This window comes from Streptosporangium sp. NPDC051023, from assembly GCF_040689595.1.
Taxonomy (GTDB): Bacteria; Actinomycetota; Actinomycetes; order Streptosporangiales; family Streptosporangiaceae; genus Streptosporangium.
This window is the reverse complement of record NZ_JBFBCE010000013.1, coordinates 26,402-40,140: the sequence shown is the minus strand read 5'-3', so window position 1 is coordinate 40,140 and position 13,739 is coordinate 26,402. Positions and strand designations below refer to the sequence as shown.

The following is a 13,739-nucleotide window of genomic DNA, read 5'->3' as shown; positions in this document are numbered from 1 at the left end:
GATCGGTATGTGAGATCTCAGACGATCGAGGTGGTGACGGGCTCCCGTGAGAGGGTGCACGACATCACCTCCGAGTGCGAGAGCTTCGTCCGGTCGTGCGGGGGTGACGGGCTGTTGCACGTCTTCGTACCGCACGCGACCGCGGGGATCGCGCTGATCGAGCTCGGCTCGGGCAGTGACGACGACCTGATCGCGGCTCTGGGAGACCTGCTTCCGGCCGACGATAGATGGAGGCATGCGCACGGTTCCAAGGGGCATGGACGGTCGCATGTCATGCCCGCTCTCGTTCCGCCGTACGCAACCGTCCCGGTCCTGGCCGGGCGGCTCGCGCTGGGCACCTGGCAGTCCATCGCGCTGGTGGATCTCAACGTCGACAATCGGGAACGCCAGGTCCGTTTGTCATTTTTGTCGGACTAATTCATACGTAGCCCAGTCGTTGCCGTGGCGACCGTTGACGACCGAGGGTCACAGCGTGTGGACTGTGCCGAAGCACTTTGAGCACCGTGTAGCTGCGGGGCCATTCAAGCAGGAGGGACAAACGTGAGCGCGACCGCGGGTCAGGCGCAGGGCGAACGCGGCCTGGCCGAACGACTCGGCCTCAAGCCGGGTCAGGTGGTGCAGGAGGTCGGCTGGGATGAGGACACCGACGACGATCTGCGCGACTCCGTTGAGGAGCTGACCGGCAACGAGCTGGTCGATGAAGACTTCGAGGACGTCGTCGACGTCGTGCTGCTGTGGTGGCGCGACGGTGACGGGGATCTGTTCGACGCCCTGAGCGGCGTGGTGACCAATCTGAGTGACGGCGGCCAGATCTGGCTGCTCACTCCCAAGGCCGGTCGCGACGGGCACGTGGAGCCCAGCGACATCGGGGAAGACGCCACGACGGCGGGTCTCTCGCAGACGAGCAGCATCAGCGCTGCCCCCGACTGGTCGGGAACGAGGCTGGTCACGCCCAAGGCGCGCCGATAGGGTCCTGCCCTGCCGTACGGCTCGGGCGAGCCGTACGGCAGGATGATGGCCTTGTCCATCATCCGATGAAAGGACCTTTGGACATGACGGCAGAGGTGGGTTCCCCGGCTCCGGACTTCGAGCTGAAGGACCAGCACGGCACTCCGGTCAAGCTTTCGGGCTACCGGGGTAAAAAAGTCGTGCTGATTTTCTACCCTCTCGCGTTCAGCAGCGTCTGCCACGGTGAGCTCTGCGCCATCCGCGACGAGTTCGTCGCCAAGGCGCCCGGTGACGTCCAGGTGGTCACCGTCTCGGTCGACTCCATGTTCACCCACCGTGCCTGGGCCGACCAGGAGGGATACACCTTCCCGCTGCTCTCCGATTTCTGGCCGCACGGGCAGGTCGCCCGGGCGTACGGTGTGTTCGATGAGGAGAAGGGCATCGCGACGCGCGGCACCTTCGTCATCGACGCGGAAGGCGTGGTCCGCTGGAGCGTCGTGAACCCGATTCCTCAGGCGCGCGACATCGCCGAGTACCACAAGGTGCTCGCTGAACTTTCTTAAGCGGTGGGCCCGCGGGCGCTCACAAGGCGTCCGCGGGCCGCGACCTCTCGGAGGCGATCATGCCCTGCTTCTCCTGCGGGGCCAGGCAGACCGACCCGGTCCGCGGCGCCAGTCCGTGGAAGCGCGGAGTGCGCGGGGAGACCCAGGTGCTCATCTGCCCGGACTGCCAGCGCACGCACGACCTCGAACTCGACAGGTGCTCCTCGTGCGGTTCCGTGGCGCTCATCTGCAGGCTCGGCGAGGTCGAGTGCCACTCCTGTGGAGCGGTCCGTCCCGCGAGAGTCGAGGAAAGGGCGGACACGCCCTGCGCGCCAGGGCCGTCGAAAGAGCTGTCCGACGAGGTCGAGGCGGCGCTGAACCGGGTCCTGGGGCGAGTTCATTAGTGCTCATAAATCTGCTTTAAGCGCATTTATGGGCATCTGTGGTGATGTGGCGTTATTGCCATGCATTATGGTCAGGCTCGGACCCCTCCCTTCGACCTGCTGGATGCGCGTATGAGCTCCTTCGTTGTGGCCCTTGACGTCGGTGGCACGTCCATGAAGGGAGGCCTCGTCACCCGCTCGGGAGAGATCGTTCTCATCGAGCGTCGTGACACCCCGCGTGAGAGGGGTCCCGCGGCGGTCGTCCAGGTGATTCGCTCCTTCATCGACGACCTCGCCACCGCCGGCGGCGGCCTCCCCGCCGGAGTCGGCCTCGCCGTACCCGGCCTGGTCACCCCGGAGGCGGCTCTCTACTCCGCCAACATCGGCTGGCGCAACGTCAAGGCGGAGGACTTCGTCCCGCTGGACGTACCGGTCATGCTTGGGCACGACGTGCGTACCGGTGGTCTCGGGGAGAGTGTTCTCGGCGCGGGCAGGGAGATCTCCGACTTCCTGTTCCTGCCCATCGGCACCGGCATCGCGGGTGCCGTTGTCCTGCACGGCGAGCCGTACGGCGGGAGCGCCGGATGGGGCGGCGAGATCGGTCACATCCCGGTCTTCCCCGACGGTGAGCCGTGTGCCTGCGGTCAGATCGGCTGCCTCGAGACCTATGCCTCCGCCTCCGCCGTGGGGCGCCGCTACTCGGCCAGGACCGGTTCGCCCGCCACGGCCGAGCGGGTGGCCGCGCTGACCGCCTCGGGCGATCTCGTGGCCACAGAAGTGTGGGGCGACGCCGTTGAGGCCCTCTCGCTCGCCCTGGCCACCTACACGCTCCTCCTGGACCCCGCCGCGATCGTCCTGGGCGGCGGCCTGTCCGAAGCGGGACACCTACTGTCCGACCCCCTGGCCGAACGCCTCCAGAAACGCCTGACCTTCCGCGAGGCACCTCCGCTCCGCTCCGCCTCCCTCGGCGTCAACGCGGGCATGCTCGGCGCGGCCCTGCTCGGCTGGCGCGCGGCCGGATGCCCCGACGCGGGCGCCGCATGGTCGCTTGATGTGCTGAAGTCCCCTCCGGTGGCGTAAGGTGTTATCCCGTCTGCCGACGGGATAACAGGGGCGCTTAGCTCAGCGGTAGAGCGCTCGCCTTACAAGCGAGATGTCACTGGTTCGAACCCAGTAGTGCCCACCATCAAGGCTCTGACCTGGAGTAATAGGTCAGAGCCCTCTGCGTTTCCGGATGAGATGTCGGGCCTCATCGCTCGGTGGATGCTCGCTGTATCGGCGATCACCTCAGAGAGATGGTCTTCCTGCCCGGACGGGTCCGCTCTTTTGGCGGCTTTGCGGGAATCTTTGAGGGGGTGTGGGGCAGAGCCGGGGGCGGATCCCGGACTGCCCCGATCCTGTTCTTGGCATGGCTCATGAGAGCGGGCTGAACAGGCCTGTCGCGCGAGGAGGTACGACTTACACTCGTCGGTATGAGCGTCATGCGTGAGGAACTGCACCACCTGGTGGACCAGTTGCCGGAGGCAGAGCTGCGTCCGGCCCTGGAGTTGATCCGTGGTCGCCTCAACGTCAGAAGGAGACGGACGGCTCTTGGAACCCGGGTGTGAGTAGTTGCGGTACAGGAAATCCCGTTGAGAACGATCATGGTCATGAGCTGCTGAGCGCCGCGGCGCCCGGGCGGGGCCGGGGGACGTCTGGGGTGGAGAGCTCGGCGAAGTCGGCGTGGGCCTGCTCGACGGCTTCGGGATACGCCTCGCGCTTGGCGTGTTCGGCGAGCGCCCGGTAGATGCTGGCTACCGAGGGGTTGTGTCCCTTGCGCTTGCCGGTGGGGATGATCAGGTCGGGCTGGATCTGCTCGACGGACTCGCCGCCCGCACGGCGCCGCAGCACGGTGTGCAGCATGTCGTCGGTGATGACCGGGGGCCGGCCGCCGTGCTTGCCCTTGCGGGCCGCGGTGTCGATCCCCTCCAGCGTGGACTCGCGGATGTTCTCCCGCTCGGTCTCCGCCATCGCGGCTAAGAACGCGAACAGCAGCTTGCCCGGCCCGGTGGGGTCGTAGAGGCCGGGCAAGGGCCCGGCGAGCATCTCCAGGATGAGGCCGTGGGCGGTGAGGTGGTCGGCAAGCGCGGTGAGTTCGGCGGCGTCGCGGCCCAGCCGCTTCATCTCGTACACGGTGAAGATGACCCGGCAGTGCGGGGCGTGCGCCTTGACCTCGCGTGCCGTCCGCAGCGCCTCCTCGAACTTCGGCCGCACGCGGATGCGGGTGCTGATCTTTTCGCTGAAGATCTTGTCTCGGGGGATGCCGTGCCCCGCGAGCGCGTCGAGCTGGGAGTCGAGTTCCTGCCCGAGGGTCGAGCAGCGGGCGTAGCCGATGCGGATGTCCGCGCTCGGCGGGTCCGGGTCGATTGGTGCCGGGGGCGGGGTGCCCGGCCGCCACGGCTGGCCCGGTCCGCGGTCGGCGGGGGTCGGTACCTTCAGTGCCTTCTTCAGGCGGGGCACCTTTGTGAAGCGGCGGGTGTGGTAGGCGGAGGTGACCGCGCCGGAGCGCGAGCGGCACGGGGAGCCGGGCTGTGCGTCGCACTTCGGGCAGGCGTGCCGTTCGACGTCGTCGGCGTCTGAGTGGTCGACCGGGGCGGAGTGCTGAGGGTCCGTCATGGGCCCGGATTTTCGCACAATGCAAGTCTCAGAAGGGGGGCCATCCTATTTTTGTGTGAGAACGGGTTGTGAGAGCCGATCGGGGTTCGGGCGGGGTCCGGCGGCCCGTTCTTGATCTTGCTCGGACAAAGGGCCGTTTGTGCGAATCAAAGGGGGCGCCCGCGCGGCTTCGTCGGCGGCCTGTCGTCGCGCTCGCCCCATTCGACAGAGTGCGCCAAACCTTAAGAGGACACACCGTTGCCTATAGAGCATAGGTAAATGTATGCTGATCATAGTCGTACTGTGAGTAGGTGATGGTTGTGGTTCGGGCAGGACTGAGCCCGGAGCGGCTGACGCTCGCTGGTGCGGAACTCGCCGATGTGGCCGGTTTCGATCAGGTGACTCTGTCCGAGCTCGCCCGGCGTTTCGACGTGAAGCCGGCGAGCCTGTACGCGCATGTGAAGAGCTCCCACGAGCTCAAGACCCGGATTGCGCTGTTCGCGCTGGAGGAACTCGCCGACCGGGTCGCCGATGCCGTGGCCGGGCGTGCGGGCAAGGACGCCCTGAAAGCCGTCGCGAACGCCTACCGGGACTACGCCCTGGAACACCCCGGCCGGTACGAAGCGGCCCGGTATCGGCTCGACCCGCAGACCGCCGCGGCCAGCGCCGGTGTCCGGCATGCGCAGATGACACGGGCGATCCTGCGTGGCTACGACCTGGCTGAGCCGGACCAGACGCACGCGGTCCGCATGCTGGGCAGCGTTTTCCACGGCTATGCCTCTCTGGAGGCGGCTGGCGCTTTCGACCACACGGACATCGCCGCGCAGCAGTCCTGGGCCTGGACCTTGGACTGCCTCGACACTGCATTGCGGAGCCGATCCACCCCCTGACCGGGCCGCTCAACCGCAACGGGCCCCATACCGACCCGGCACCCCACCCCCGAATCAAGAGGCTTGAAGTAATGAGCACCGAGCAGAACCCGATCACCACCCCGATCACCGCGGACTTCCTGCGTGGGCACCTCGACGTGGAAGAGACCGCCCACGGCCTGCTGCCGCACCGGCTGCCTGCCTGGGCGCGCCGCCAGATCCCCGACGACCGGCTGGCCGTGGCCGAGGCCCAGCCCTCCGGTGTCCGGCTGGCCTTCCGCACCAGCGCCACCACCATCGGCCTCGACACCTTGCCCACCAAGCGCGCCTACCTGGGCTTCCCGCCCCCGCCGGACGGCGTCTACGACCTCCTGGTCGACGGTCGCCTCGCCGCCCAGGCCACCGTGGACGGCGGGAACCTGCTCACCATCACCGACATGCTGACCCAGAGCGCGGAATTCACCCCGGGCCCCGCCGGCACCGCCCACTTCACCGACCTCCCCACCGGCGAGAAGGACATTGAGATCTGGCTCCCGCACGCGGAGACCACCGAGGTCATCGCCCTGCGCACCGACGCCCCCGTCGAGCCGGCCCTGAGGACCGGGCGCCGGGTGTGGTTGCACCACGGCAGTTCCATCAGCCACGGATCCAACGCGGTCTTCCCCAGCACCATCTGGCCCGCCCTGGCCGCCTCCGCAGGCGATGTGGAGCTGATCAACCTCGGATTCGGTGGCAGCGCGCTGGTCGACCCGTTCACCGCCCGCGCGATGCGCGACACACCGGCCGACCTCATCAGCGTCAAGCTGGGCATCAACGTCGTCAACAGCGACGTCATGCGCCTGCGGGCCTTCACCCCTGCCATCCACGGCTTCCTCGACACCATCCGCGAGGGCCACCCCACCACCCCCCTGCTCCTGGTCTCCCCTATCCTGTGTCCGACCCACGAGAACACCCCCGGGCCTCTCATGCCGGACCTCTCCGATGGAACCCTGAAGTTCAAGGCCACCGGTGATCCGGCCGAGGTCGCCGCCGGGCGACTGACGCTCACGATCATCCGCGACGTCCTGGCCGACATTGTCAAGCAGCGGTCCGCCGAGGACCCCAACCTCCACTACCTCGACGGACTCGACCTCTACGGCGAGAGCGACCACGACGAGTTCCCTCTGCCGGACGCGATCCACCCCAGCCCCGAAGGACACTGCCGCATCGGCGAGAACTTCGCCAAGCTCGTCTTCGCAAACAACGGGCCCTTCGCCATCACGACTGGCTGACCCGGCTACCCGTGGTCGGCGGGGAGAGCGTGATGGCTGGCTCCCCCGTACCGCACCACCCTGTAGGCAACCAGGACTCGGCCACACATGCCGGGGGCTACCCCTCCTCGGGCGCGTCCGGATCACGGAAGGGCCGCAGTCCCTGGCCTGGGCCGCTGGCGGTGATGTTGAAGAGGTACCGGCCCAGGAAGTTGATGTGCCGGTCCTTGAGCGGGGAGAGGCGGGCGACGTCCTCGTCCTTGATATCGTGGCCCTCGGCGCGGAGCCGAGCGACGGCGGCATCCAGGTAGCGGGTGTTCCACAGCACCACGGCGTTGAGGACCAGCCCAAGGGCGGCGAGCTGGTCCTCCTGGCCCTCGCGGTACGCCTGGCGGATCTGGCCCCGGCCGCCGTGGCAGATCGCACGGGCCAGGCGGTGACGGGACTCCTGCACGGTGAGCTGCCGGTTCATCAGCCGCCGGTAGGTGTCGTCGACCGGGTCGACCACGGCGAGCAGGTGCATGGTCTTGTCGATCCGACCGTACTCGGCGAACGCGGCCCCCAGCGGGGTGGGGTGGCCCTCGCGGCCGAACATCCGCAGCAGGTCGTACGCGCGCACCTGGTTGGTGATCAGCGATCCGGCGACGCGGAGCATGTCCGGCCAGTGCGTAACGATCCGCTTGAGGTTGACCTTGTTGCAGGCCACCGCATCCAGCGGCCCGTACCCCGACGACTCGTCGCCGTCGGGCAGGTCCGCGCGCCAGAACCGCTGGTCGTTCAGGTCACGGAAGCGCGGGGCGAAGCGGAAGCCGAGCATCTTGTACAGGCCGAACGCCATGTCGGAGTACGAGGCGTTGTCGGTGGCGACCATCTCCGGCCTCACCCCGCCGTCGAGGTTCAGCAGAGTGTCCAGGGTGTAGAGGCTGTCGCACGGGGTGCCGCGTACGACCGTCGCGCCGATCCCGGCGACCTGGTCGTTGACCGCGTTGAGCCAGGTCACGCCCCGTTTGTAGCCGTAGTACTTGGGCGAGGGGCCGGTGTTGATGCTCTTGACGGGGACGACGAAGCGCAGACCGTCGACGGAGGCGAGCAGCCCGCCGCCCCACATCTGGGCCAGCTCGATGGAGGACTGAGCGGTGATGAGTGCGGCGTTCGCCGCGGCGATGGTGTCGGCCCGTACGTAGTTCTGGTCGACGTGAGACAGGCGCGAGCGGGTCAGAGCCTTGTTGTTCGGGTCGATGACCGGGGTCAAGCCGATGTTGCAGCTCTGCGCCACCAGCAGCGCGACCAGGGAGACCAGCAGGCCCTCCATGCGGGTGCGCCGGTCGGAGACGTGACCGAAGGCGTCGAGGAACCCGGTCCAGGAGTGGACCTCGAAGAGCAGGTCGGGCAGGTCGATCCTGGGGAGCATCGCCTCCGTGGTGTTCTTCAGCCAGGTCAGCGACTCCGGCTCGCCCACCGCGCCGAGCTTGTCCACCGACAGCGTGGCGCGGCCCCCACCCTCGGGAACGACAATCTCCACCTTCGCGTCGTCGCCGGCCTCCTCCATGCGGTCGGCCATCTGCCGCCACGCCGCATCCAGCCCCCGTGTGAGCTGGGCCAGATGCTCGCCCGCGTCCTCGGTCAACGACAGGCCCGCGAGCACGTCCGGGCGCATCGCCTCCCACCGGGCCCCGTCCAGCAGGCTCGCGCGCGGGTCCGCCCACCGGTTCGACGGGGCAGCGAACACGTCGCGCCGGTTCAGCGCACGGTGCAGCTGCTCCAGCACACACACCACGTACGCATCCCGGTCCACGGAGCCCTGGGGCAACTTGGCGTTGGAGAACACCGCCCGCTTCCACATCGCGGGCACCAGCTCGGCGTCGACCTCACGGGGCAGCAGCGGCCGGTCCTTGACCCGGCGGCGCGAGAGCGCAGGCAGCCGTCGCACCGCCTTGAGCAGGCGCCGCCCGGCCGGGGCCGCACCGAGCGCGTCCGACTCACCCAGCAGGGACAGGAACGGGCGCACGGTGTTGTAGCGCAGGGCCAGCTTCTCGCGCATCGCCGCCTCGGCCGACCTGTCGTCCTCCGGCACCAGGGCCTCGATGGTCGCGACCGCCGAGGAGACCGCCGTCTGCGGCACCGCCTCCTCCACGGCCGCCCACAGCGCGGCCACGTCCAGGTCCGTCTCGTGCTCGGCGACCAGGTCCAGCTCCTCGGTGAGGATCTTCGACGCCTTCGCCAGGATGCGGGCCGCCTTCTCCAGCTGCGGCAGCATCGCCAGGCGTTCCCGGTCCGAGGCCCGCCGCGCAGGGCTGATCAGCCGGTTCGCCATCAGCACCGCGAACAGGTCGAGCGCGTCGTCGACCGCTTGCGCCTCCAGCTGGCGCACCACCGCCGTCAACAAGGCGGTGCGCCGTGGCTCAGGCGCCCGCTCGATCGTCTGCACCTTGCTCAACTGCCCGTACCGGGCCAGCGCCGAGAGCCGGTTCACCGGCACCCTGGAGAGGTTCACCCGGCCCAGCGCGAACGCGGAGATCTCCTCCACCCGCTCCATGGCCCGCACCATCGCGGTGCCCGTCGTCTTCGTCGGCGGCGTACGCAGCCGCTCCAGCTCCGAGCCCCGCTTGCCCTCCGGCACGTCGAGCAGCCCGGCCAGCGCCGGCGCGAGCGCGGGATCGGCCCGATGGGTCGCACGGGCCACCGCGTCGTACAGGCGCCGCTCGGCCGCCGTACGGGCCTCCGACACCTGCCGGGCCAGCACCGAGACCCCGGGCAGCAGCACCCGGTTCTTGCGCAGCCAGGTCACCGCGTGGTTGAACAGCGCCACCGGCCCCTCGGCGTGCGTCCACGCCCGCCCGTACAAGAAGCTGCGGAACTCCCGGCCCCACTTGCGGTCGGTGAAGTCGTGGTACGTGAACCGCTCCTGGATCTCATCCGCGTGTTCGTACACCGTCGACCTGCGCTCGGGGTACCGCTTCACGCACGAGGAGTCCTCGATGCCGAGCTGCCCGGCGAGGTACTCCACGACCTCCCAGGGCACCGCCAGCGGGTCCTCTCCCTGGAACCGGCCGATGTAGCGGACCGTGCAGATCTGCACCGCCATGCCCAGACGGTGCACATCCGTACGACGCCGCGCGATCAGATCACGGTCGTCATCGTCGAGAAAGAAGAACCGCTCCAGCTCCGGGCGCGTAGGCACCTCGGTGAACCTCCCGTACGCCTCGGCCTGCTCATCAGTCAGAAACTCCACCGGCACGAGCCGGACCATAGCCAGCGGCGACGACCAACCGGCGGCTTTCCGCGAACCTCAGCAGCAGCCGCATCCGGTGTGCTAACCGACCATGATCGTTCTCAACGGGATTTCCTGTACCGCAACTACTCACACCCGGAACCGTGCGTGGCCTTCATGACTCCAGCCTCTCCTGGTCGCGGAGCCGCTGGGCGAGATCGGGAACGCTGTCGGCGTCGACCGTCTGGCAGAGGCCACGTTCCACTTCTTCGTCGGTGAGGTGCCGACCGTTCCGGGTGGCCCACAGACGCTCTTCGGAACTTCGCCAGATGCACCAGCCGGGGAACGCCGCCTGGAGGTCTTCCAGAATCACGGGTGTTGACATGGGGTAAGCGTCATTCGGTGAGAGTGACGAACCCACCTCATTCCAGAGACGTCCAGGACGTTTCAAAGTTAGAGTCGAAAACGTCCCTGACGTCCTCGCTTCCCCGGGGTGGATAGTGGCTAATGTCGCTTTACGTCGTGCAATGCTGGACGCGAAAGTAAACGATCAGCGCCTTGCGGACCATTGTGGGGTGGACGTCAAGACCGTGGCACGCTGGTTGCAGGATGAGGCGCGAATCCCGCATATACGGCACCAGTGGGCGGCCGCCGAGGTTTTGGGAGTTGATTCGGTAGTGCTGTGGCCAGAGGCGATCCGCAACACTGTGAAGACCGGTCTCGACCGGGAGGTCCTGACCGTCTACCCTTACCGGTCGGCCTGCCCCAAGTCCGTTTGGCGCAGCCTGATCACCTCGGCCCGCAACGAGATCGTGTTCGCCGGATACACCAACTACTTCCTGTGGCTGGAACACCCCAACCTCGCCAAGGTCCTCAGGCGCAAGGCCGAGCAGGGCTGCAAGATCCGTTTCCTGATCGGCGACCCGGACAGCGAGGTCACCCGGCATCGGGAGGAGGTTGAGAACGTCCCGCTGACGGTCTCCACCCGCATTCGGATCACCCTGTCGGAGATCGAGCAGGTGCGGGGGGTGCCGGGCATCGAGGCCCGGTACGGCGACGAGCACATCGCGATGAGTGTCTTCCGCTTCGACTCCGAGATGCTGGTGACGCCGCACCTGGCCAAGCTGGTCGGGCACGACTCGCCCATGCTGCATCTGCGCCGCTACCAGGACGACGGCCTGTTCGACAGGTTCGGCTACCACGCCTCCGAGCTGTGGAGCAACGGCCGGGATGTCTGGACCGAGGGGCCGAAGGGCCGCGCGGGGATTATGAGTCCCGGGTGACCAACTCGGTGACACGACTGCGGATAGGTGTGAACAACCACGGATCACGGGAAATCGGAGCCACCGGTCAGCGCCGGTATCGATTCCGGTCAGGCGCGGGTTGCATCCACGGGCATAACCTGCCTAGAAGACTGTAATTCCGCCCACAATGGGTGCGGACGAAGATTGCGTAGTCGGGAGACTAATGGATTGGGCAAACATTCAGCATGATCCCACCGGGTGTGCCAACCAGGTCGACGCCGCCTTTGATCGGGGCGATCCTTTGGTTGGGAGGGCTGTGATTGGATTGTCCCTGTGTCATGACGATGCCAAGGCCATTGCTCCCCGGGCGCGCAGAGCCATCGCCTCCGGCGGGCAGGAGCTTCGCTGCCAGGGGTTGACCGCCGTGTCGCACATGGTCCGCCGTACCGGTGAGATCGACGACGTGACGCTGGAGACCTTGCGGCTGCTTCTGCGCGACCCCGACCCCGTGATTCGCGAGTACGCAGGCGACAGCGTCGTCGCCGATGTGTGGATCTTCGTCCCGCATTCCCGTCTACCGGGTTGGTTGGGCAGGCGGCAGAGACTGCAGAGCGTCAAGTGGTGGTTCGTGATGAGGTGGACAGGCGTCAGTCGGTGTTTCCGCTGATTGACGAAGGGAGGCTACCTGCCGTTGGTCTGAGGCTTTTGTGACGTAGCCGGTGGGCGCCAGGTTGTCGATGCCGCTGAGTCTGCCCATAGTGGCCAATGCCGTTGCACCGAACTGTTCTGAGTGACCAACTGGGTGACAACGACCACGGACAGGGCCGGACAACGCTGGATGGTCGTGGCGCCAACGATCGCTCACCCGGTCAGGGGGGCTGAACCGTGGTAACGGTCGCGATCGCTGTCATGCGCCAGGGGCCCGGTACTCCACCTCCTGCCTCGTGGCCTCGTCGATCTCCTCCGCCGTCAGAAGGACAACCGTCTTCGTCCGTGCTCCACCGGCTGCCGAAACCCTCAGACCCACAGCGGCCGAAGCCGTGTTGCTCGGCAAGTCGGCAATGATGTAGACGTCGTTCTCGCCGAACGCGAAATACATCTGCTCGACCCGGCCACTTACGCTCTCCACCATGCGCTCCACTGCCTGGAGACGCGCGCTGCCTCCGTCTCGAAGCACCCCGTTGAGGCCGTCCACGGTGTAGCTCGCCTGAATGAGGTATTTGGGCATGATCAAGTTCCTTTCCCGTGCCACCGCCTCACGCTGGGGCGGCCGTTGTGGTCACGGGGTCGAAGTTCTCAGCTTCGGATGACAGTAATCCCGCCCGCTGTACTGATTTCCCTTCGGAGAGTCAACGAATGACCTGGTCCTGACTCCCGCTGACCTGATCACCGCCGCTCCGGCAGGAAGCGCCGTGGCTGACGACCTCCGCCCGATCCGCTGCGGAGGAGACCTTCCCTCCTCCCACGTCCCACCATCTCCGCGGACGTGACCCGGCCTGATCTGTTTGCGGTGGACGGTCTGACCACCCTGTTCCGGTGCGGACTCCGGGGCGCCACGGGTACCACCGGCTCGCGCGTACCATTCGACGGTGGAGGTTCTGGAGCCAGAAGTGTGGCGGGCTCGGGCGGAGGCCCACCGGCAACGGGTCGAGGTGTGGGCGGCGCCGCACCTGGCGCGCAGGGCGCGGGGTGAGGCCCATCCCGTCGAGGACTTCCTGTTCACCTACTACGGGCACCGGCCGGCGAAGCTGCGGCGGTGGCATCCGGGCGCCGGGGTGGTTCTGAAGGGGGCACGCGACTTCGGCCGCGACTACCTCGACACCCCCGAGGGAGCCACACTCGACACCGGGACGGTGATGGACAGGCGCGGGCCCACCGTCGAGTGGATCGCGCGGCTGCTGAGCGCCACCGCGGCACGGCCGGCGTATTTGGGCTGTTTCGGCCTGCACGAGTGGGCGATGGTCTACAAGGCCGCGGAGGTGCGGCACGGTGCCTGGCCGCTGCGGCTCAGCGATGAGGAGATCGCGGAGGTCGTGGAACAGCGAGGTGTGCGGTGCGGCCATTTTGACGCGTTCCGCTTCTTCACCCCTGAGGCGCGCCCGCTCAACGTGCTGCAGCCGACACGGCAGAGCCAGCATGAGCTGGAGCAGCCGGGCTGCCTGCACGCCAACATGGACCTGTACAAGTGGGCGTACAAGCTGTCGCCGCTGGTGAGCGGTGAGCTGGTTACCGACTGCTTCATGCTGGCCCGTGACATCCGTGCCGTGGACATGCGGGCCAGCCCGTACGACCTGGGCTCGCTCGGCTATCGGGCGATTCGGATCGAGACGCCCGAGGGACGGGCTGAGTACGCGACCGAGCAGCGGGGGTTCGCCGAGCGGGCGCGGCACCAGAGGCAGCGGCTGCTCGATGCCTGCGAACGGCTGCTCGCCGACACTCGCCGCTCCTGACCCACGGCGCCCGGGCCGGACCGGCTCGACACTTCCCCGCAGGATGATTCGCGGTCTCAAGAGTCGATCTCCCATATGGTGACGGCTCCTGTTCCGGGCTGGATGGTGGCTGACCCTACGTTCCTGGGTCATGCCTGTGGCATCGCCCTGCCCAGGGAGGAGCCCGAGAACGAGCGCGCTGTCCTGACCGGTGAGACTGGCCCGCAGT

Annotated in this window: 15 protein-coding genes and 1 tRNA gene; 12 read left to right on the top strand and 4 right to left on the bottom strand. The window is 67.6% G+C overall.

Features of this window, described 5'->3' with window-relative positions:
- Positions 1 to 9: 9 nt before the first annotated feature.
- The 7 genes from AB0395_RS11175 (at position 10) to AB0395_RS11145 (ending at position 3,480) form a co-directional block, all read left to right on the top strand.
- Positions 10 to 417: a secondary thiamine-phosphate synthase enzyme YjbQ gene (locus AB0395_RS11175; RefSeq protein ID WP_366279277.1), complete on the top strand. Its 408-nt coding sequence runs from the start codon at positions 10 to 12 to the stop codon at positions 415 to 417.
- A 123-nt stretch (positions 418 to 540) separates the two neighbouring features.
- Positions 541 to 969, top strand: coding sequence for a DUF3052 domain-containing protein (locus AB0395_RS11170; protein WP_366279275.1), 429 nt, complete (start codon positions 541 to 543; stop codon positions 967 to 969).
- An 83-nt stretch (positions 970 to 1,052) separates the two neighbouring features.
- Positions 1,053 to 1,511, top strand: a complete 459-nt coding sequence (locus tag AB0395_RS11165; RefSeq protein WP_366279272.1) for a peroxiredoxin — start codon at positions 1,053 to 1,055, stop codon at positions 1,509 to 1,511.
- 59 nt (positions 1,512 to 1,570) lie between these two features.
- Entirely contained in the window at positions 1,571 to 1,894 is a 324-nt protein-coding gene (locus AB0395_RS11160) for a hypothetical protein (protein ID WP_366279270.1), read from the top strand.
- A gap of 111 nt (positions 1,895 to 2,005) precedes the next feature.
- Entirely contained in the window at positions 2,006 to 2,953 is a 948-nt protein-coding gene (locus AB0395_RS11155) for an ROK family protein (RefSeq protein ID WP_366279268.1), read from the top strand.
- A gap of 31 nt (positions 2,954 to 2,984) precedes the next feature.
- A tRNA-Val gene (locus tag AB0395_RS11150) sits at positions 2,985 to 3,059 on the top strand.
- Between the two features lie 286 nt (positions 3,060 to 3,345).
- On the top strand, positions 3,346 to 3,480 hold the full coding sequence (locus AB0395_RS11145; protein WP_366279265.1) for a hypothetical protein: 135 nt from the start codon (positions 3,346 to 3,348) through the stop codon (positions 3,478 to 3,480).
- A 40-nt stretch (positions 3,481 to 3,520) separates the two neighbouring features.
- Here the strand turns inward: AB0395_RS11145 and AB0395_RS11140 are convergent, their stop codons facing one another.
- Complete coding sequence (locus AB0395_RS11140) at positions 3,521 to 4,528, bottom strand: recombinase family protein (protein ID WP_366279264.1); 1,008 nt, start codon at positions 4,526 to 4,528, stop codon at positions 3,521 to 3,523.
- A gap of 299 nt (positions 4,529 to 4,827) precedes the next feature.
- Between AB0395_RS11140 and AB0395_RS11135 the strand changes: the two genes are divergently transcribed.
- Both AB0395_RS11135 and AB0395_RS11130 read left to right on the top strand, forming a co-directional pair.
- The gene (locus AB0395_RS11135) at positions 4,828 to 5,397 is read left to right on the top strand and encodes a TetR-like C-terminal domain-containing protein (RefSeq protein ID WP_366279484.1); all 570 of its coding nucleotides are present in this window, start codon (positions 4,828 to 4,830) and stop codon (positions 5,395 to 5,397) included.
- A gap of 71 nt (positions 5,398 to 5,468) precedes the next feature.
- Complete coding sequence (locus AB0395_RS11130; RefSeq protein ID WP_366279261.1) at positions 5,469 to 6,647, top strand: GDSL-type esterase/lipase family protein; 1,179 nt, start codon at positions 5,469 to 5,471, stop codon at positions 6,645 to 6,647.
- A gap of 97 nt (positions 6,648 to 6,744) precedes the next feature.
- Here the strand turns inward: AB0395_RS11130 and AB0395_RS11125 are convergent, their stop codons facing one another.
- Both AB0395_RS11125 and AB0395_RS11120 read right to left on the bottom strand, forming a co-directional pair.
- Positions 6,745 to 9,864, bottom strand: a complete 3,120-nt coding sequence (locus tag AB0395_RS11125) for a Tn3 family transposase (protein WP_366279258.1) — start codon at positions 9,862 to 9,864, stop codon at positions 6,745 to 6,747.
- 148 nt (positions 9,865 to 10,012) lie between these two features.
- Positions 10,013 to 10,222 (bottom strand): hypothetical protein, encoded by a 210-nt coding sequence (locus AB0395_RS11120; RefSeq protein WP_366279256.1) that lies wholly within the window; start codon positions 10,220 to 10,222, stop codon positions 10,013 to 10,015.
- 190 nt (positions 10,223 to 10,412) lie between these two features.
- On the opposite strand from AB0395_RS11120, the gene AB0395_RS11115 reads away from it, so the two are divergent.
- Both AB0395_RS11115 and AB0395_RS11110 read left to right on the top strand, forming a co-directional pair.
- Positions 10,413 to 11,120, top strand: a complete 708-nt coding sequence (locus AB0395_RS11115; RefSeq protein ID WP_366279253.1) for a hypothetical protein — start codon at positions 10,413 to 10,415, stop codon at positions 11,118 to 11,120.
- A gap of 277 nt (positions 11,121 to 11,397) precedes the next feature.
- A complete protein-coding gene (locus tag AB0395_RS11110) occupies positions 11,398 to 11,748 on the top strand; it encodes a hypothetical protein (RefSeq protein ID WP_366279251.1) in 351 nt (116 codons plus the stop codon).
- A gap of 240 nt (positions 11,749 to 11,988) precedes the next feature.
- Here the strand turns inward: AB0395_RS11110 and AB0395_RS11105 are convergent, their stop codons facing one another.
- Complete coding sequence (locus AB0395_RS11105) at positions 11,989 to 12,309, bottom strand: GYD domain-containing protein (protein ID WP_366279249.1); 321 nt, start codon at positions 12,307 to 12,309, stop codon at positions 11,989 to 11,991.
- Positions 12,310 to 12,670: 361 nt separating this feature from the next.
- On the opposite strand from AB0395_RS11105, the gene AB0395_RS11100 reads away from it, so the two are divergent.
- A complete protein-coding gene (locus AB0395_RS11100; protein ID WP_366279247.1) occupies positions 12,671 to 13,531 on the top strand; it encodes a 3-methyladenine DNA glycosylase in 861 nt (286 codons plus the stop codon).
- Positions 13,532 to 13,739 lie beyond the last annotated feature (208 nt).